Raw genomic sequence first — 18,759 nt, 5'->3', positions numbered from 1 at the left:
CCAGCCCCGTCCGTGATCCGGGCGTGGACTGCCACTGGCAGTCCACGAAAGCCCCGGCTCACTGGCGCCGATATCAATCAAGCTCATGAGCGCCAACCTCCGGGGGCGGGGCCCCAGCCCCGCCCGTGATCCGGGCGTGGACTGCCACTGGCAGTCCATGAAAGCCCCGGCTCACTGGCGCCGATATCAATCAAGTCCATGTGCAGCGCTGCTTCAGGGCGCCAGGGCCTTGGCTGGCTCGGGGACGCAGTCCCAGCGCAGCATCACCTGCTGTTCGAGCGTGGCCGGCCCGCCGGACTCCGGCCGGCGTTCCAGCATGTAGATGAGCTTGAGGCTCAGGATGCGCTGCGCATCGTCGGCGCCGGCCTGCCATTGCCGGCACAGCCAGGCGGCGTAACTCTGGCGCAGGGCCACGGCCTGCGGCTCGGCGAGCTGCGCATCGAGATTGCGCCAGCGGCTGTTGGCGGCCTCATCGACCACGCGCTCGGGTTTGCTGAAATCGGCGCTGCCGCGCTGCGGATGCCGCAGATCGATCTGGCTGCCATCGGCACGCTGCGCGGCGACCACCCACCAGCCGTCCTCGCGGGCGGGCGCGGGTGCGAAGAAGTCCCAGCGCTGATCCAGGTGCAGCAGCTGCAGCGGCGGCGCCAGCAGGCGCTGCACGAAGGCGGGCAGCAGCTGTGCACCCTGCAGGTTCCACAGCAGCGTCAGCAGCGCTGCCACGGCGGCGAAGCGCAGCAGGCGCGGCGGGCTCTGCCAGCACAGCTCAGGCTCCGCCAGCAGCGGCGCGCAGAGCCGGCCGATGCCGGCGCGATGCCGCGCGACGAAGTCGTACAGCGCATCGCCGGCGCGCTGCACCCGCGACAGGCGCAGCAGCGGCAGCAGTACGCGCCACAGCGGCGAATGCCGGCACAGCGTCAGCAGCACCTGCCATTTCAGATAAGCCTGCTCGTCGCTGTCGATCAGCACCCAGGAATTGTTGGCCTGCATCAGGGTGCGGGTGCGTGCGGTGTCCTGCGCGGGCGCGAGCTTGAGCTGCGGCAGCAGCAGCACGGTGCGCAGCACCTGCACGCTCTTGCGGCAGAACGCGCAGTCGCCGTCGTAGAAGAGTTGCGGCGCCGGCTCGGCCGGCCGGGCAGCGCGCGCATCCCAGAGCCAGCCGCCGACGAAGGCTGCCAGCGAGGCCAGACTCACCCAGGGCAGATTGCCCATGGCCAGACACAGCAGCGTGGCGATTTCGATGCAAGCCAGCGCCAGCAGCGCGCCCAGGCGCAGCGGCCGCAGCGCATACGGCATGAACAGCAGCAGCGGCGCCAGATACAGCGTCACATGGATCGCGGCGCTGAGCACGGCGCAGAGCTGCGGGAACTGCGCCAGCCAGCGGCCGGGTGCCAGCACCAGATGATCCAGGGCGAAGATTTCCGACAGCGCGCTGAACTCGCCGAACCAGGCCGCGCCGGTCTGCAGCAGGCCGGCGAAGAAATACGCCGAGGCCACCTGCAGCAGCAGGCCCAGCGAGGCCCAGGACACGTGCAGGTTTTCCTCGGGCGGCGCACGGCGCGACAGCGCCGCATCGAAGCTGGCGCGCGCGCCGGCCGGCAGGAAGATCAGCCAGAACAGCAGTGCTGCGACCAGCACATCGCCCTGCGCAAACAGGGCGGGATTGCGCGCCAGCAGCGAGATCCACAGCGCGAAGCTGATGAGACTGGCCAGGCGGGTGCGCAAGCCCAGGGTCAGCATCAGCGCGCCGGCCAGCTGCAACAGCAGCAGCGCCAGCACCACCAGGGTCTGGCCATTGATCAGATACAGCGACAGGCGCCAGGGTTCGCCGGTGGCGATCAGCGCCGCGCGCGGCAGCAGGCCCTGATCGGAGAAGAACAGCCCGGCCTCGGGCAGCAGCTGCAGCAGATTGCCCAGCAGCACCAGTCCCAGGAGGATGCGCAGCAGTGCAAGCGAGCGCAGGTCGATGCCGATGATCTCGGCCAGGCGAGGGTAGCGTTGCGCAAGATCGGGTGGCATGGGCTTGAGAATGGTTCGGCCGTCCGCGATGCTGCGGGTTCGCCGCGTCGCTGGCAAGGGCATTGCGAAAGATCGGGCACAATTATCGCCGCACACACCGACACGAGCCCATGTCAGACCCATTTCCAGAACCCGGCCAGACCCGCGGCGAGCTGATTGCCGGGCCCGCCGGCCAGATCGAGGCGCTGTGGTCGGCGCCGCGCGCCGAGCTGGCCACCGGTGACTACGCCCTGATCTGCCACCCGCATCCCCTGCTCGGCGGCGCGATGAGCAACAAGGTCACCTACACCCTGGCCAGCTGCGCGCAGAAGGCCGGCCTGCATGCGCTGCGTTTCAACTTCCGCGGCGTGGGCAAGAGCCAGGGCGCGCACGATCACGCGCGCGGCGAAACCGATGACGTGGTGTTTCTCGCCGGCTGGCTGCGCGAGCGTTTTCCGCAGGGGCGCCTGCTGCTGGCGGGTTTTTCCTTCGGTGCCTGGGTCAGCGTCAATGCCGCGGCGCGCTTGTCGCCCACCGCGCAGATCAGCATCGCGCCGCCATTTGCCAAGTACTTCGAGCATCTGCCGGTGCCGACGCGGCCGCGCTGTCCCTGGCTGGTGGTGCACGGCACCGATGATGAGGTGGTGAACTACGAGGACACCCGCGCCGTGCTGGAAAAATTTTCGCCGCCGCCGCAGCTGATCACCCTGCATGAGGTCGGACATTTCTTCCATGGCAAGCTCACGCAGCTGGCCGAGCAGTTGCAGCCCTTCATTGCCGAGCACTTCACAGGCCCTCAGGCTTGAAGCCGGACGGTGGCGGGGCTCTGCTATGCTCCGCGCCACCTCAAGAACCTCCCCGGAGCCGACCATGCGTAGACTTGCCGCCTCGCTGTTGCTGCTGACGCTGATGCCATCCGCGCACGCCGCCAACGCCGATTTCAGTATCAGCTGCAGCGCGGGTCTGTCGGCCTGTCAGCAGGCTTTCCATGACGTGGTCAAGGACGTCGGCGCGGTGTTCAACTACAAGAACCTCGCGCCCGCCGAAGCCACCGGCCTCACCGGCATCGGCGTCGGTGCCGTGGGTGGTTACGGCGCCACGCGCAATGACGCGGCCTGGAAGACGCTCACCGGTTCCAATGTCGATGCCGTGGGCTTTGTCGGCGGCTCGATCAGCAAGGGCCTGCCGCTGGGACTCGACGTCGCGGCCTTCTACACCGCCGTGCCCGGCAGCGGCGCCAACTTCTATGGCGGCCAGCTGCGCTACGCGATTCTCGAAGGCGGCGTGGCCTCGCCGGCGCTGGCGCTGGCGGCCAGCTACGCCAAGTCCGGCGGCATCGATGACTTCGACTACCGCGCCTGGTCGGTCGATGCCCTGGTCTCCAAGGGCTTCGCCTTCATCACGCCGTATCTGGGCGTCGGCCGGGTCAGCGCCAAGGCCGATCCCAGCGGCGCGCTGAAGACCACCCTGGGGCTGCAGAACCAGAGCCCGGACTACACGCGCGTGCTGCTGGGTCTGCGCTTCTCGCTGGCATTGCTGGAAATCACGCCGGAGTACGAACATATCGGCGACTACAATGTCTATAACCTGCGTGTCGGACTTTCGTTCTGATTTTTAGATGAGCTTTCTGCGCAGACTCACCCAGGCTTTTGCCCCGCCGCCGCGCGCGGGGCTGGACCGTCATCTGGCGATGGCGGTGCTGCTGCTGGAAATCGCCGCTGCGGATTTCTCGCGCAGCGAAGAAGAGCTGGGCCTGATCCGCAAGCAGCTGCTCACCGGACTGCAGCTCGATGCGTCCAGCGCCGAGGCCTTGCTGAGCCGCGCGCTGGATCGCAGCGACGCGGCCATCTCCATGCACGAGTTCGTGGCCCTGCTCAACGAAGAGCTGGACGCCGCCGGCAAGCGCGAGCTGCTGAGCTGGCTCTGGCAGGTGGCGCTGGCCGATGGCCGGCTTGCGCCGCATGAGGAAGGACGCATCCGTCAGCTCGCCGATTTGCTGTTCATTCCGCACGCCGACTTCGTGCAGACACGTCTGGCCGCAGGCGCGTAAAAAACTTTAAGCCGGGGTTCAGAGCCGCTATGGCGAACTCCGGCCCTTACCATGTTCAGGAGTAGCTCGATGCGAGATTCGATGAAACAGTGGACTCTGATGACGGCGCTGCTGCTGGGCGTGCTCAGCGCGCAGGCCGCCAGCGCGCAGGCGCAGCCGGGCGATATCCAGGCGCCGGTCGAGCCCTCCAGCGAAGGCAAGACCGACGAGGCGCACACCTACAGCGCCGATGAAGTCACCAAGGCGGCTTCCGAATTCTTTGGCTCCACCACGGAAGGTCTGGCCAAGGCCATCGAGCGCACCTTCTCCGACTACGGCCGTCCCAATGCCTACATCATGGGCACCGAGGGCGGCGGCGCGATGGTGGTGGGCCTGCGTTACGGCAAGGGCACCCTGCAGTTCAAGGGCGGTGAAAGCCAGGACGTGTACTGGCAGGGTCCGTCGATCGGCTGGGACTTCGGCGGCAACGCGTCCAAGGTCTTCACCCTGGTCTACAACCTGCGTTCCTCCACCGAACTGTTCCAGCGCTTCCCGGCGGTGGACGGCAGTCTCTATGTGGTGGCCGGCGTCGGCGTGAACTATCAGAAGAGCGACAAGATCGTGCTCGCGCCGATCCGCACCGGCGTGGGCCTGCGTGCCGGCGCCAGCCTCGGCTACGTGCATTACACGCGCAAGATGTCCTACCTGCCGCTGTAAATCCGGCGGCGTGGGAGATGTCAGGAGCCGGCCTCGCGCCGGCTCTCTGGTTTTTGCCGGCGGCCCCGGCGCCGGCCCGGTTTCGAAGGCCTCGCCTCCGGTTCTACACTCGCCGGATTCCTCCTCCATGCTTCGGGAACTGCCATGCCGATCAATCCCGCTGTGGTGCAGGCCGCCGCGCTGCTGTGCCTGTCCAATGTTTTCATGACCGTGGCCTGGTATGCGCATCTGAAGGATCTGCGCGACAAGCCCTGGCTGCTCGCGGTGCTGATCAGCTGGGGCATCGCCTTCTTCGAATATCTGATCCAGGTGCCGGCAAACCGCATCGGCTACACCAGCCTGTCACTGCCGCAACTGAAAATCCTGCAGGAGATCGTCACACTGGCGGTGTTCGTGCCGTTTGCGATTCTGTACATGAAGCAGCCGATCAAGCTCGACTATCTGTGGGCGGCGCTGTGCATGTGCGGCGCGGCGTATTTCATTTTCCGGTCGTGAACACCGGCTGCGCGATTCCAAGGAGAGGCTTTGCATGATCGGCCAGGACGAGTATCAGCAGTACGACGGTCTGGGGCTGGCGCAGCTGGTCGCGCGCGGCGAGGTGAGTCCGGCCGAGCTGCTGGACGCGGCGCTGGCGCGCGCCGAGGCGGTGAACCCCAAGCTCAATGCCATCGTGATCGCCATGCACGAGATCGCGCGCGAGCGCGCGCAGGAGAAACTGCAGGGTCCCTTCGCCGGACTGCCGTTCCTGCTCAAGGATATCCGCCAGGAATACGCGGGCGTGTCGGCCACGCTGGGCTGTCGCGGCCTGCGCAAGGCCAGGGCCGAGCGCCATGCCGAGATGACGCAGCGCTGGCTCAAGGCCGGCGTGGTGATCTTCGGCCGCACCAACACCCCGGAGTTCGGTTCCAAGGCCATCACCGAATCCGAACTCTGGGGACCCTGCCGCAATCCCTGGCATCTGGATCACACGCCCGGCGGCTCCAGCGGCGGTGCGGCGGCGGCGGTGGCGGCGGGCATCGTGCCCATCGCCGGCGCCAATGACGGCGGCGGCTCGATCCGCATTCCCGCCGGGCACTGCGGCCTGTTCGGTCTGAAGCCCGGCCGCGCGCGCAATCCCGGCGGGCCGCTGCAGCTGGACCGCATGCACGGCGCAGTGGTCGACCATGTGCTCACGCGCAGCGTGCGCGACAGCGCCGCGATGCTCGATGCCACGCAAGGCCCGGAGCTGGGCAGCAGCTTCTACATCGTGCCGCCCGAGCGCCCGTATCTGGAAGAAGTGCGCAGCGACCCGGGCCGGCTGCGCATCGGCTATTGCACGCGCTCGCCGCTGGAAACGCCCGTGGATCCGCAGGCCGTGCAGGCGGTGATGCACAGCGCGCGGCTGCTCGAATCGCTGGGCCATCATGTCGAGGAGGCCGAGCCGCAGCTCGACGGCCGGCAGCTGGCCCTGGATTTTCTCACCATGTGGTTTGCCACCTGCGCGGCGAGCATGGCCGAGATCCAGCGGCAGACGGGTTGTCCGGATTCCGATTTCGAACTCGACACCCGCGCCATGGCCGCCTTCGGCCGCGCGCTGTCGGCGCGCCAGTACGTGGAGGGCCAGCAGCGCTGGGCGCTGTACTCGCACCAGCTTGCCGAGTTCCACGCCCGCTACGATCTGCTGCTGACTCCGACCATGGCCGCGCCCCCGGCGCGCGTCGGCGAGATCGTCACGCCGGTCTGGCAGCAGACCGCGCTGCGCGTGGTGCTGGCGCTGGGACTGGAAAGGCTTCTGCTCAAGACCGACATGCTGGAGCAGAACGCGCGTGAGAATCTGAAGTGGGTGCCGTTCACGCAGCTGTCCAACATCACCGGCACGCCGTCGATGTCGGTGCCGCTGTATTTCGCCAGCTGCCGCAATGCCGCCGGCGAGAGCTACGAGCTGCCGCTGGGCGTGCAGTTCGTGGCGCCGCCGGGCGGCGAGGGTCTGCTGCTGCGTCTGGCCGCGCAGCTGGAACAGGCGCAGCCCTGGGCGCAGCGGCGTCCGCCGCTGTAGAGCGGCGGTCATGGACGAGCAAACACGCACGGCGCTGCATGACTGGCTGCCGGCGGCGCTGCGCGATGAACTGCCGCGTCTGCTGCAGGCCAGCGTGTTCTTGCGCGAGTCGCTGCCGCGCCTGCACGCCTGGGGCGCGGATGCCGGGGTTTTCGCGCGGCCGCTGGCCGCCGCCGAGCTGACGCAGGACTTCGCCGCGCTGCCGCAGAACGATGAAGCCGCCTACATGGATGGGCTGCGCCGCCTGCGGCGCCTGCACATGGCGCGCATCGCCTGCCGCGATCTCGCCGGTCTGGCGCTGCTGGACGAAACCCTGAACGATCTCTCCGCGCTGGCCGACGCCGCCTGCGCCAGTGCCCTGGCTTATGCGCAGGCGCAGCTGCAGGCGCGTCACGGCGTGCCGCGCGATGCGCAGGGCACCGAGATTGCGCCGGTGATCCTGGGCATGGGCAAGCTGGGCGGACGCGAGCTGAATTTTTCCTCCGACATCGATCTGATCTTCTGCCACACCGAGGCCGGCGAGAGCGATGGCGCGCGGCCGTTGTCCAGCGATGAGTACTTCGTGAAGCTCGCGCAGCTGGTGCAGCGCCTGCTCGCGCAGGTCACGCCGGAAGGCTTCGTGTTCCGCATCGATCTGATGCTGCGGCCCTTCGGCTCGGCCGGTCCGCTGTCGGCCTCGTTCGCGGCGATGGAGGAGTATTACCAGGTGCACGGCCGCGAATGGGAGCGCTATGCGCTGATCAAGGCGCGGCCGGTGGCCGGCGATCTGCTCGCCGGCACGGCGCTGCTGCAGGCGCTGCGGCCTTTCGTGTACCGCCGCTATCTGGACTACGACGCGATCGGCTCGCTGCGGCATCTCAAGCGCCTGATCGCCGAGGACGTGGCGCGCAAGGGCCAGACCGACAACGTCAAGCTCGGCCGTGGCGGCATCCGCGAGCTGGAGTTCATCGTGCAGTCCTTCCAGCTGGTGCGCGGCGGCGCCGAGCGGGCGCTGCGCGATACGCGCCTGCGCCCGGTGCTGCGTTATCTGGGCGAGAGCGGGCATCTGGAGATCGACGTGGCCGCGCAGCTCGACGAGAGCTATGTGTTCCTGCGGCGCCTGGAAAACGCGATCCAGATCCACGCCGACCAGCAGACGCATACGCTGCCGCTGAGCGAAGAGGCGCGCGCGGCCTTGTGTGCGGCGCTGCGCTGCGAGAGCTGGGCCAGCCTGCTGCGGCAGCTGGAGCGGGTGCGCGAGTTCGTGCAGCAGCAGTTCGACCGCATCTTCACCGAACCCGAGCGCGCCGCCGAGCCGGCCAGCGCCGGCCTGCTGCGCGCGCTGTGGTTCGGCATGCTGCAGGACGATGCCGCGCTGGAGGCGCTGACCCAGGCCGGATACGGACGTCTGCCCCGCGAGCTGCTGCAGGCCTTGCAGGGCCTGCACACCGCGCGGCTGGTGCGGCAGATGAACGAGGACGCGCAGCAGCGTCTGCTCGGGCTGCTGGCCAGCCTGTTCGACGAGGCGCTGACGCTGGAGTCGGCCGAGACCGCCTTGCTCCGCGTGCTGGAAGTGGTGCAGGCCATCGTCGGCCGCTCCACCTATCTGACCCTGCTCAAGGAAAACGCCGTCGCCCGGCGGCAGCTGCTGCAGCTGTGCGCGGCCAGTCCCTGGCTCAGCGAATTCATCGCGCGCGCGCCGGTGCTGCTCGACAACCTGCTGGACCCGCGCACGCTCTACGCGCCGCCGGATCGTGAGCAGATCGCCGCCGAGCTGCACCGGCGCATCGACGAGGTGCCGGTGGAGGACACCGAGCAGGGCATGAATCTGTTGCGACGTTTCCAGAAGGAGATGACGCTGCGCATCGCCGCCGCCGATCTCACCGGCGTGCTGCCGCTGGTGAAGGTCAGCGACCGTCTCACCTGGCTGGCCGAGGCGCTGGTGGATCAGGCCCTGCAGCGCGCCTGGGCGGAGATGCGCGCGCAGTACGGCACGCCACGGCGCGGCGACGGCGCCCCGGCCGGCTTCGCGGTGATCGCCTATGGCAAGTTCGGCGGCATCGAGCTGGGCTATGGCTCGGATCTGGATCTGGTGTTCCTGCACGACTGCGATCTGCTCGACGGCGACACCGGCAACGGCCCGCGCAGCATCAACAACGGCGTGTTCTATGCGCGCCTGGCGCAGCGCGTGATCAACTGGCTCGCCACGCAGACGCCGGCCGGGCGCGTCTACGAGATCGACATGGAGCTGCGCCCCAACGGCAAGTCGGGCCTGCTGGTCAGCAGCATGGCCAGCTATGCCAGCTATCAGCACAAGGAAGCCTGGACCTGGGAGCATCAGGCGCTGACGCGTGCGCGCTGCGTGGCCGGCAGCCCGGGGCTGGCGCGCGCCTTCGCGCAGCTGCGCCGCGAGGTGCTCTGCCAGGCGCGCGATGCGCAGAAGCTGCGTCAGGATATCGTCGAGATGCGGGCCAAGATGCGCGCCAATCTCGACAAGTCCAGCGAGGAATTCTGGGATGTGAAGCAGGGCGAGGGCGGGCTGATCGACATCGAGTTCATCGCCCAGTACCTGCTGCTGCGCGAGGCGCATCGGGCGCCGGCGGTGATCGAGTATTCGGACAACTGGCGGCAGCTCGACGCACTGGCCGAGGCCGGGGTGCTCGATGGGGCGGATCGCGAGGTGCTGATCGAGGCGTATCGCGCGCTGCGCGGCATCTCACACCGCCACGCCCTGCAGCGTCAGGGTCTGCTGCTGGAACGCAATGCCGAGCTGACGCGACTGGCGGCGCGGGTGATCGGCATCCGTCACCGCATCCTGGAGGCTTGAGGAAATTGCCGGCGCGGCGTGCGCCGCAGGCGGGGCTTCAGGCGCTGCCGAAGCTGCGGCCGGGCAGGCCCAGGTCGAAGCTGCCGCGGCGGCCGTAGACTTCGGCGCTGCCGGCGGGGCGCAGCACGCGCAGGGTGTTGCGCAGCTGCGCTTCGCGCGAGGCGAGCAGCTGGGCGTTGTCATCATTGGCCCGCCGGCATTGCTCGGCGAGTTCGATCAACTGCCGCCACTGCGCCAGCAGCGCCGCCCGCAGGCCGCCGAGCCAGAGGTCCAGGGCCTGGCGCGAATTGCCGCGCAGCTGCAGCAGACCGCGATGCAGGTTCTGCAGCTGGCCGGCGGCCTCGGCCTTGGCCTGCGTGAGTTGTTCCAGGCGCTCCACATCACTGCCGACCAAGGCGCCACGCTCCTGGCTCAGCAGCTCCGCCAGCTGGCGGGTGCAGTCGAGCTGGGCCTGCAGGTTCTGCTGCAGGCGGTCTTCGAGCGAGGCGTTGGCGATCGGGTTCATGTGCTGGCGAGCTCCCATTCAGTCTTGAGCATCTTGCTGGCGATCATCTGCGGGTCGGACTTGTAGGTGCCGTCCCGCAGCTGCTGCTTCACTTCCGAGACCAGGGCGCTGTTGACGCCGCTGGCACCGCTGGCGGCGGCATGCGCCTCCTGCAGCAGCGAGGCCTCGCCGGTCAGGCTGACCGAATCGCCACGCTTGCCGGCCGCGCCGCTGCTCGAGGCGCTGCCGGTCTTGTCGGCGCTGACGCTGCTGCTGCGCGAGCTGCCGGCAACGGGGCCGTAGCGATTGACGCCGCCGGGTTGAATCTTGTCGGACATGACAGGTGTTCCAAAGTAGCCGTATGCCCAGTGTAACGGCTGGCTGGAACAAAACTTGAGGGGAGGGGCGCGGCAGGCTCACAAACGGATCTCCACCACGCCCGGGGCGCTGACCACGCCCTCGACGATGCGCTTGGAGCGGCTGTTTTCGACGCCCACGCGTGCGCCAGCGACGGCATCGGCCATCGCCCGGCCCTCGGCGCGAATCTCGATGCCGCTGCCACGGGCCACGAGCTGCACGGTATCGCCGCGCTTGACCCACTTCGGCGGCGTCAGATCATCGGGGCCCGGCGCCTGACCAGCGGCGAGCGGACGGCGGAATTCATAGCCGGCATAACGCGCCGGCATCTCCAGATAGCCGAAGGGCAGCTGCGCGATGTCACGGGTCTCGGTCTGCAGCGTCGCCGGATCCAGGACTTCGCCGCGCTGTACGGCGCGGCCGAGTACCGGCACCGGTCGCGGATCGCGCACCCGCACGCCGACATAGACCTGCCAGGGCGCCGGCTGTGCGCAGCGCACCGCGACATTGACGCTGGCGCCGCGCGCCGCGCCCGGCTCGGCCTGCGGCCGCTGCGCACAGGCCGGCAGTCGCAGCCTTGCGTCGGGTGTTTCGGCGTGCACCTCGGCGCTGGGCGGAAGATTGCGGGCCACGGCCTGCTCGGCGAGTTCGGCGATGCGCGCGGTGCTTTCGAAATCCTGGGCCTGGACGCCGCCCGCCGGCGCCAGCAACAGCAGGGCCAGCAGGCAGGGATAACGGAAAAACGACGGACGGGCTTTCATGTCCGGGAGGCAGGCAAGGCCTGTGCCCGGCCGCGCCGGTCGCGCCGCAGACACCGTTCACCGCGCACGCCGCGCCGGCGTCTCAAGTTCATGGCCTGATGGCCGTTAGCGCAGCAGGACAATCGACGAACACACCATGGCTACAGGATTGCTGGAAAGCATCGACCGCAGCACACAGCTCGCCGGTCATAACCGACTCGCGTTGCTGCTGTTCCGGCTCGACGCCCGCCAGGTTTTTGGCATCAATGTGTTCAAGGTGCTGGAAGTGCTGCGCTGTCCGCCGCTGGCGCAGCTGCCCGGCGCGCATCCGCATGTGCGCGGCGTGGTCGATCTGCGCGGGCGTGTGGTGCCGGTCATCGATCTGGCGCGCGCCATCGACTGTGAGCTGGCCGATCCCAATGCTTCGCAGCATCTGATCGTCGCGGAATTCAATCGCAGCGTGCAGGCGTTTCTGGTGACGCAGGTCGAGCGCATCGTGCATCTGGACGTCAGCTCCCTGCAGCCGCCGCCGGGTTCCTCGCTCGACGGTTATCTGACGGCGGTGGCCCGCGTCGGCAGCCAGCTGGTGGAAATCATCGACGTGGAAAAGGTGCTGGCCGAAATCCTCGGCGGCTCGCCGAGCCTGTCCGACGACATGGTCGGCGAGGCGCAGCGCCTCGAAGCCGCGCAGCTCAAGGTTCTGGTGGCCGATGACTCGCGGGTGGCGCGCAACCAGATCGAGAAAGTGCTCAATCAGCTGGGCATCGAAGCGATCCTGGTCGCCGACGGCCGCGAAGCGCTGGAGCGTCTGCAGGCGATGTCGCAGGCCGCGCCGCCGTCCTCGCAGCTGTTGATGGTGATCTCCGATATCGAGATGCCGGCCATGGATGGTTATCGCCTCACGACGGAAATCCGTCGCGATCCGAAGCTGCGTGATCTCTATATCCTGCTGCACACCTCGCTGTCCGGCGGTTTCAACAACGCCATGGTGCAGCGCGTGGGTGCCGACCGCTTCATCGCCAAGTTCAATTCCAACGAACTGGCGCAGGCGGTGCTGGACCGCGTCAGGCAGTGTCAAACCGCCGTCGCCTAGGGCGAAAACGCGCAGGCACAGGACTTGCCTCGATGACAGCGGACTTCCAACGAGGCCGCTGCAATGGCCATCACAGATCCGCTGTTTGGTATACAGGAACCGGCGCTGCAGGTGCAGCGACGTCGTCTTGAACTGATCGCCGCCAATATCGCCAATGCCGATACGCCAGGCTTCGAGGCGCGCGACGTCGATTTTCGCAGCGTGCTGGCACAGGCGCAGACCCAGCTCGACAAGGCCAATGCCCACAACGGCAAGCTGATCGCGTCCACCAATTCCAATCTGGTGGCGGACACGCAGCCGATCTGGCGTCTGGCCACGCAGCCTTCGGAAGACGGCAACACCGTGGATACCCAGGTCGAGCAGGCGCAGTTCGCCGACGCGGCGCTGCGTTATCAGGCGAGCCTCAATTTCATCGATGGCCGCGTCAAGAGCCTGCTCTCCGCCATCACCGGACAATAATCATGAGCTCCTTCCGTATCTTCGATATCGCCGGCAGCGCCATGAGTGCGCAGTCCGCGCGCCTGAATACCGTCGCCAGCAATCTGGCCAATGCCGACAACGTCAGCGGCGATCCCAACACCGTCTACAAGGAACGCCTGCCGGTGTTCAAGGCGGCGGTGGAGCAGGGCTATCCCGACAGCGCCGGCGTGCAGGTGAGCGGCATCGTCGAAAGCGGCAAGCCGGCGGAGAAGCGTTACGAGCCGGGTCATCCGCTCGCCGACGCCGACGGTTATGTCTATGCACCCGGCATCAATGTCGTGGAGGAGATGGTCAACATGATCTCCGCCTCGCGTTCCTATCAATCCAGCGTCGACGTGATGAACACCGCCAAGGATCTGGCGACGCGCACGCTCACGCTCGGCCGATAAGCCGCGCCCCCATCCCAACAGGATTTACGATCATGTCCACCATCGACAATGCCACGCTGGCTTCCGTGCTCGGCAAGAGTGCCGGCACCAGCGCCAGCTCCGGTTCCAGCAGCAGCGCCAGCGGCAGCTCGGAAGTCAGTCAGCAGAATTTTCTCACCCTGCTCACCGCGCAGCTGAAGAACCAGGACCCGACCAAGCCCATGGACAACTCGCAGTTCGTCAGCCAGCTGGCGCAGATCAGCACGGTCTCGGGCATTCAGGGCCTGCAGACGTCCATCGAAGCGCTGAGCAGCTCGCTTACCTCCAACCAGACACTGCAGGCGGCCAATCTGGTCGGCCATCAGGTGCTGGTCGCCGGTGGCCAGGCTTACAAGTCCGCCGACGGGCAGATGCAGGGCGCGGTGCAGAACAGTGCCAGCGGCGCGGTCAAGGTCGGCATCTACAACGCCGGCGGCGAGCTGGTGAAGTCGCTGGATCTCGGCACGCAGGCATCCGGCCTGGTGAATTTCAGCTGGGACGGCAGCACCGACAGCGGTGATACCGCCGCCGCCGGCACCTACACGATAAAAGCCACGGTGACCGGCAGCGACGGCAAGGCCACCGCCCTCACCACTTACGGCGCCGCACCGGTGGCCGGTGTGGAAGTGGCCAACAACACCGTCACCCTCGATCTCACCGGTCTGTCCGCGGTCAGCCTCTCCGGCGTGCGCCAGATCCTGCAGTAAACCCAACATCATTTTTCGCAGAGGAACCCACCATGTCTTTCCAGATTGCCCTGTCCGGTCTCAATGCCGCGGTTTCGGATCTCAACGTCACCGCCAACAACCTCGCCAACGTCGGCACCACCGGCTTCAAGCAGTCGCGCGCCGAGTTCGCCGACATCTTCCCGATCTCCGCCTACGGCACCGCCGCGGCGGCGACCGGTGCCGGCGTCTACACCTCGCGCGTGGCGCAGCAGTTTGATCAGGGCAATGTCAGCGCCACCGGCAATTCGCTGGACATGGCGATCTCCGGCGACGGCTTCTTCACGGTTTCCGACAACGGCGCGCTGGCCTATACCCGCAACGGTTCGTTCAGCACCGACACCAGCGGCTACGTGGTGACCTCCACCGGCTCGCGCCTGCAGGTGTTCCCGGCGCTGTCCAACGGCAATTTCGACACCGCGAACCTGTCCGACCTGCAGCTGTCCACCTCGACCAATCCGCCGAAGGCCACCACCGGCATCAGCGCCGACTTCAACCTGCCGGCCAATGCCACGCAGCCTTCCAACACCACGTTCGATGCCACCGATGCCACGAGCTACAACCAGAGCACGGCGGTCACCGTCTATGACTCGCTGGGTGTGGCGCATCAGGCCAGCCTGTACTTCGTGAAGAACGCCACCGCCAACAGCTGGGACGTGCACACGCAGATCGACGGCACCGACGCCGGCACTGCCACGCTCACCTACGACAGCGCCGGCGCGCTGACCACGCCGGCCGGCGGCACCGTGGCCATGGCCTTCACCTCCAGCAACGGCTCGGCCAATCTGGCGGTCAATCTCAATGTCGCCGACTCCACGCAGTACGGCAACAGCTTCTCCAGCAGCTCCACGCAGGATGGCTATGCCACCGGCCAGCTCACCACCATCTCGATCGATTCCGAGGGCGTGGTGTCGGCGCGCTATACCAATGGCCAGGCCACGCCGCTGGGCCAGGTGGCGCTGACCCGCTTCGCCAGCAACCAGGGCCTGCAGCAGCTGGGCTCCAACACCTGGGCCGCTACCTATGCCTCCGGTTCGCCGCAGGTGGGCGCCGCCGGTTCGCCGGGTTTCGGCGCCGTGCAGTCCGGTTCGCTGGAAGACTCCAACGTGGATGTCACCGCGCAGCTGGTGCACATGATCACCGCGCAGCGCAATTACCAGGCGAACGCGAAAATGATCTCCACCTCCGACGAGATCACGCAGACCATCATCAATCTGCGCTGATCGCCCACTAGGTCTCTGACGCCATGGATCGCGCGCTCTATGTGGCCGCCAGCGGCGCAGCGGAAACGCTGCGCCAGCAGGCCGTCAACAGCAACAACATCGCCAACGCCGGCACCACCGGCTTTCGCGCGCAGCTCTTGTCGAGCCAGGCGAAAGCGATCCAGGGACCGGGCCTGCCGACGCGCGTCAACGCCATCGGTGCCGACCTGGGCTGGGACAGCAGCGGCGGCGCGATGCAGACCACCGGCCGCGATCTGGACGTGGCCTTGCGTCAGGATGCCTGGCTGGCAGTGCAGGGTGCCGACGGCAGCGAGGCCTATACCAAGGCGGGTGATCTGCAGATCGATGCCACCGGCCAGCTGCGCACCGCCGGCGGGCTCGCGGTGCTGGGCGATGGCGGACCGATCACGGTTCCGCCGGCCAGCACGCTGAAGATCGGCGGCGACGGCACCATCACCGTGCAGCCGCAAGGCCAGAGCGCGGCGACGCTGTCGGCCATCGGGCGCCTGAAAGTCGTCACCGCCAAGCCCGAGCAGCTGCAGCGTGGCACGGACGGCCTGATGCACGCCAAGAACGGCGTGACTCTGGACCCGGCCAGCGGCCAGTTCCTGGCCAGCGGCACGCTGGAATCCAGCAACGTCAATCTACCCGAGGCCATGGTGCAGATGATCAGCCTGTCGCGGCAGTTCGAAGCGCAGACCAAGCTGATGAAAGCCACCGAGGACAACGCCTCGGCGGCCTCCACCATCACGCGCCTGGGCAGCTGAAGCCTGAAGCATGAGAGGTGAGGGGTGAGGCGATGCGGCGTCGCGCTGTTGAAACCCGGTGTCATGCCCGCGCAAGCGGGCATCCCGTGGGCACTTTATTGCGCGCGCTGCACCAGGATCCCTGGATGCCCGCCTGCGCGGGAATGACAGAGCTGGATTCTTTTCCGGCTCAGGTCTCAGGCGCAGGGCCGCGCTGGATTTCCGACACCACCTGCATTCCTGCCCCTGGTCCAGAACTTGTAGGACTGCCTGCACAGACGGATTTCCGTCGGGAGGCAGGATATGGAACAGGCTCTATGGATCGCCAAGACCGGACTCGATGCGCAGCAGACGCGCATGGCCGTGGTCTCCAACAATCTGGCGAACGTCAACACCACCGGCTTCAAGCGCGGCCGCGCCGCGTTTGAGGATCTGCTCTATCAGAACGAAGGGCAGCCCGGCGCGCAGACCTCACAGCAGACACAGGCACCTTCGGGCCTGCTGCTCGGCACCGGCGTGCGCGTGGTGGCCACCGCCAAGAATTTCACGCAGGGCAACATCAACCAGACCGGCAATGCCCTGGACATGGCCATCAATGGCCGTGGCTTCTTCCAGATCCAGATGCCGGATGGCACCACCGCGTACACGCGTGACGGCAGCTTCCAGCTCAACAGCCAGGGGCAGCTGGTCACCTCCAGCGGTTACGTGGTGCAGCCGGGCGTGCAGATTCCCAGCGGCGCGCAAAGCATTTCGGTCAGCGCCGACGGCATCGTCTCGGTGACGGTGTCCGGCAGCGGCACGCCGCAGCAGGTGGGCCAGCTGCAGGTTGCCGACTTCATCAATCCCGCCGGCCTGCAGGCCAAGGGCGAGAACCTCTACACCGAAACCGCCGCCAGCGGTTCGCCGCAGACCGGTGCGCCATCCACCAATGGCCTGGGCGCGCTGCAAGCCGGCGCGCTGGAATCCTCGAACGTCAACGTCGTCGAGGAGCTGGTCAACATGATCGAGACGCAGCGCGCCTACGAGATGAACTCCAAGGCGATCTCCACCAGCGATCAGATGCTGCAGTACGCCACCCAGAACCTGTGATGCCCATGCGCAAGCTTGCCAGTCTGCTGCTGATCGTCACGCTCACGGCCTGCGCCAGCCACGCGGCGCGCGAGGACGCGAAGGCCGCCGAGACGGTCGAGGTGCCGGAGCTGAAACCCGCCAACGACGGCGGCATCTACGCCGTCAATTCCGGGCTGACCCTGTTCGAGGATCAGAAAGCGCATCGCGTCGGCGATCTGCTCACCGTGCTGCTGGTGGAGAGCACCAATGCGCAGAAGAAGGCCGACACCAGCGCCAGCAAGAAGGACGCGAACAGCATCAGCGCTCCGACCGTGTTCGGACATCTGTTCAGCTACGCCACCGAGCTGGGCGCGGATCGCGCCTTCGCCGGCAGCGGCGCGTCCTCGCAGTCCAACACCTTGTCGGGCTCGGTGACCGTGACCGTCACCCGCGTGCTCGCCAACGGCAATCTGATCGTGCGCGGCGAGAAGAATCTGAATCTGAATCAGGGCAACGAGAAGGTGGCGCTGGAAGGTGTGGTGCGCGCCATCGATGTTTCGCCCACCAATACCGTCACCTCGGATCGTGTTGCCAATGCCCGCATCAGCTACTCGGGCAGCGGCGCCGTCGCCGACGCCAACAGCCAGGGCTGGCTGTCGCGCTTCTTCAGCTCCGTGCTGTTCCCCTTCTGATGTGACCCGCCGCGAGCACGTTTTCATGATCAAAACCCTGCAAGGCAAGCGACCCCTGATACGACGTTTCCTGGTGGTCCTGCTGTCGAAGTGGCTGCTGCTGGCGCCGCAGCCGGCGCTGGCCGAGCGCATCAAGGATCTGGCCAGCGTCGCCGGCGTGCGCAGCAATCCGCTGATCGGCTACGGCCTGGTGGTGGGCCTGGATGGCACGGGCGACCAGACCACGCAGACACCGTTCACCACGCAGAGCCTGAAAGCCATGCTCGCGCAGCTGGGCGTGACCGTGCCGCCCAACGTCAATCCGCAGCTCAAGAACGTCGCCGCCGTGGCGGTGAGTGCCGAGCTGCCGTCCTTCGCCAAGCCCGGTCAGGGCATCGATGTCACGGTGTCCTCGCTGGGCAATGCCGGCTCGCTGCGCGGCGGCACGCTGCTGATGACGCCGCTCAAGGGCGCCGACGGGCAGGTCTACGCCATCGCCCAGGGCAATGTCGTGGTCGGCGGTCTGGGCGTGTCCGGCAAGGACGGCTCGCGCATCTCCATCAACGTGCCCTCCGCCGGCCGCATCCCCAATGGCGCGCAGGTGGAGCGCGTGGTGGGCAACTCCTTCGCCAGCGCCGCCGAGCTGCGTCTGGATCTGAATTCTCCCGACTTCACCACCGCCTCGCACATGGTGGAGGCGATCAATGCCACCCTCGGCAGCACCATGGCGCGCGCCGTGGATGCGGTGAGCGTGGCGGTGGCGGCGCCGGCCGATCCCGCGCAGCGCGTGGCGTTTCTGTCGGTGCTGGAAAACATCGAGGTGCAGGCCGGCGAGAGCGCGGCCCGCGTGGTGGTCAACTCGCGCACCGGCACCATCGTCATCGGCAACCGCGTGCGCGTACTGCCGGCGGCGGTGGCGCACGGCTCGCTGTCGGTGACCATCTCGGAAAAGCCGCAGGTGAGCCAGCCGCAGCCCTTCTCGCAGGGCGAGACCACGGTGACGCCGCGTTCGCAGCTGGAAGTGACGCAGAACGGCGATGGCCGCATGTTCGTGTTCGACTCGGGCGTGAACCTCGACGATCTGGTGCGCGCGGTGAATCAGGTGGGTGCGGCGCCGGGCGATCTGGTTGCCATCCTCGAAGCCTTGCGTGAAGCCGGCGCGCTGCGCGCCGAGCTGGTGGTCATCTAGAACGGTTTC

20 protein-coding genes are annotated in these 18,759 nt (G+C 67.4%); 16 read left to right on the top strand and 4 right to left on the bottom strand.

Annotation, left to right across the window (positions count from 1 at the left end; translation table 11 throughout):
• Positions 1 to 213: 213 nt before the first annotated feature.
• Entirely contained in the window at positions 214 to 2,019 is a 1,806-nt protein-coding gene (locus BMY12_RS06880; RefSeq protein ID WP_177188883.1) for a DCC1-like thiol-disulfide oxidoreductase family protein, read from the bottom strand.
• Positions 2,020 to 2,129: 110 nt separating this feature from the next.
• Between BMY12_RS06880 and BMY12_RS06875 the strand changes: the two genes are divergently transcribed.
• The 7 genes from BMY12_RS06875 (at position 2,130) to glnE (ending at position 9,585) form a co-directional block, all read left to right on the top strand.
• A complete protein-coding gene (locus BMY12_RS06875; RefSeq protein WP_093283880.1) occupies positions 2,130 to 2,804 on the top strand; it encodes an alpha/beta hydrolase in 675 nt (224 codons plus the stop codon).
• Between the two features lie 64 nt (positions 2,805 to 2,868).
• Positions 2,869 to 3,609, top strand: coding sequence for a DUF6588 family protein (locus tag BMY12_RS06870; protein WP_143068873.1), 741 nt, complete (start codon positions 2,869 to 2,871; stop codon positions 3,607 to 3,609).
• 7 nt (positions 3,610 to 3,616) lie between these two features.
• Positions 3,617 to 4,048, top strand: coding sequence for a tellurite resistance TerB family protein (locus BMY12_RS06865; protein WP_093283750.1), 432 nt, complete (start codon positions 3,617 to 3,619; stop codon positions 4,046 to 4,048).
• Between the two features lie 81 nt (positions 4,049 to 4,129).
• Positions 4,130 to 4,744, top strand: a complete 615-nt coding sequence (locus BMY12_RS06860; RefSeq protein ID WP_245732384.1) for a DUF1134 domain-containing protein — start codon at positions 4,130 to 4,132, stop codon at positions 4,742 to 4,744.
• 144 nt (positions 4,745 to 4,888) lie between these two features.
• Complete coding sequence (locus BMY12_RS06855) at positions 4,889 to 5,239, top strand: DMT family protein (RefSeq protein WP_093283746.1); 351 nt, start codon at positions 4,889 to 4,891, stop codon at positions 5,237 to 5,239.
• A gap of 34 nt (positions 5,240 to 5,273) precedes the next feature.
• Positions 5,274 to 6,779 carry an amidase gene (locus BMY12_RS06850; RefSeq protein WP_218140111.1) on the top strand — a complete coding sequence of 502 codons (1,506 nt, stop codon included), beginning with the start codon at positions 5,274 to 5,276 and terminating at the stop codon, positions 6,777 to 6,779.
• Positions 6,780 to 6,789: 10 nt separating this feature from the next.
• Positions 6,790 to 9,585: a bifunctional [glutamate--ammonia ligase]-adenylyl-L-tyrosine phosphorylase/[glutamate--ammonia-ligase] adenylyltransferase gene (gene glnE / locus BMY12_RS06845; RefSeq protein WP_093283743.1), complete on the top strand. Its 2,796-nt coding sequence runs from the start codon at positions 6,790 to 6,792 to the stop codon at positions 9,583 to 9,585.
• A 37-nt stretch (positions 9,586 to 9,622) separates the two neighbouring features.
• Here the strand turns inward: glnE and BMY12_RS06840 are convergent, their stop codons facing one another.
• From BMY12_RS06840 to flgA, 3 genes are all read right to left on the bottom strand, one after another.
• Complete coding sequence (locus BMY12_RS06840) at positions 9,623 to 10,090, bottom strand: flagella synthesis protein FlgN (protein WP_177188881.1); 468 nt, start codon at positions 10,088 to 10,090, stop codon at positions 9,623 to 9,625.
• On the bottom strand, positions 10,087 to 10,407 hold the full coding sequence (flgM, locus tag BMY12_RS06835) for a flagellar biosynthesis anti-sigma factor FlgM (protein ID WP_093283738.1): 321 nt from the start codon (positions 10,405 to 10,407) through the stop codon (positions 10,087 to 10,089). The genes BMY12_RS06840 and flgM overlap by 4 nt, the downstream gene beginning before the upstream one ends.
• 78 nt (positions 10,408 to 10,485) lie before the next feature.
• Positions 10,486 to 11,187, bottom strand: coding sequence for a flagellar basal body P-ring formation chaperone FlgA (flgA, locus tag BMY12_RS06830; protein WP_093283736.1), 702 nt, complete (start codon positions 11,185 to 11,187; stop codon positions 10,486 to 10,488).
• Between the two features lie 136 nt (positions 11,188 to 11,323).
• Here flgA and BMY12_RS06825 point away from each other — a divergent pair, with 136 nt between their 5' ends.
• The 9 genes from BMY12_RS06825 to BMY12_RS06785 all read left to right on the top strand — a co-directional run bounded on the left by BMY12_RS06825 (position 11,324) and on the right by BMY12_RS06785 (position 18,750).
• Positions 11,324 to 12,259, top strand: a complete 936-nt coding sequence (locus tag BMY12_RS06825) for a chemotaxis protein (protein WP_093283733.1) — start codon at positions 11,324 to 11,326, stop codon at positions 12,257 to 12,259.
• A 63-nt stretch (positions 12,260 to 12,322) separates the two neighbouring features.
• A complete protein-coding gene (gene flgB / locus BMY12_RS06820) occupies positions 12,323 to 12,718 on the top strand; it encodes a flagellar basal body rod protein FlgB (protein ID WP_093283731.1) in 396 nt (131 codons plus the stop codon).
• Between the two features lie 2 nt (positions 12,719 to 12,720).
• Positions 12,721 to 13,128: a flagellar basal body rod protein FlgC gene (flgC, locus tag BMY12_RS06815; protein ID WP_093283728.1), complete on the top strand. Its 408-nt coding sequence runs from the start codon at positions 12,721 to 12,723 to the stop codon at positions 13,126 to 13,128.
• A gap of 32 nt (positions 13,129 to 13,160) precedes the next feature.
• Entirely contained in the window at positions 13,161 to 13,853 is a 693-nt protein-coding gene (locus BMY12_RS06810; protein WP_093283724.1) for a flagellar hook assembly protein FlgD, read from the top strand.
• A 32-nt stretch (positions 13,854 to 13,885) separates the two neighbouring features.
• Positions 13,886 to 15,094 (top strand): flagellar hook protein FlgE, encoded by a 1,209-nt coding sequence (gene flgE / locus BMY12_RS06805; protein WP_093283722.1) that lies wholly within the window; start codon positions 13,886 to 13,888, stop codon positions 15,092 to 15,094.
• 23 nt (positions 15,095 to 15,117) lie between these two features.
• Complete coding sequence (locus BMY12_RS06800; protein WP_093283719.1) at positions 15,118 to 15,861, top strand: flagellar basal body rod protein FlgF; 744 nt, start codon at positions 15,118 to 15,120, stop codon at positions 15,859 to 15,861.
• A gap of 282 nt (positions 15,862 to 16,143) precedes the next feature.
• Entirely contained in the window at positions 16,144 to 16,929 is a 786-nt protein-coding gene (gene flgG / locus BMY12_RS06795; RefSeq protein ID WP_093283717.1) for a flagellar basal-body rod protein FlgG, read from the top strand.
• A 5-nt stretch (positions 16,930 to 16,934) separates the two neighbouring features.
• On the top strand, positions 16,935 to 17,582 hold the full coding sequence (gene flgH, locus BMY12_RS06790; protein WP_177188880.1) for a flagellar basal body L-ring protein FlgH: 648 nt from the start codon (positions 16,935 to 16,937) through the stop codon (positions 17,580 to 17,582).
• A gap of 25 nt (positions 17,583 to 17,607) precedes the next feature.
• On the top strand, positions 17,608 to 18,750 hold the full coding sequence (locus BMY12_RS06785; protein ID WP_093283875.1) for a flagellar basal body P-ring protein FlgI: 1,143 nt from the start codon (positions 17,608 to 17,610) through the stop codon (positions 18,748 to 18,750).
• The last annotated feature ends 9 nt before the right edge of the window (positions 18,751 to 18,759 follow it).

This window comes from Solimonas aquatica, assembly GCF_900111015.1.
GTDB lineage: Bacteria > Pseudomonadota > Gammaproteobacteria > Nevskiales > Nevskiaceae > Solimonas > Solimonas aquatica.
This window is presented reverse-complemented; position numbering and strand designations above follow the sequence as displayed.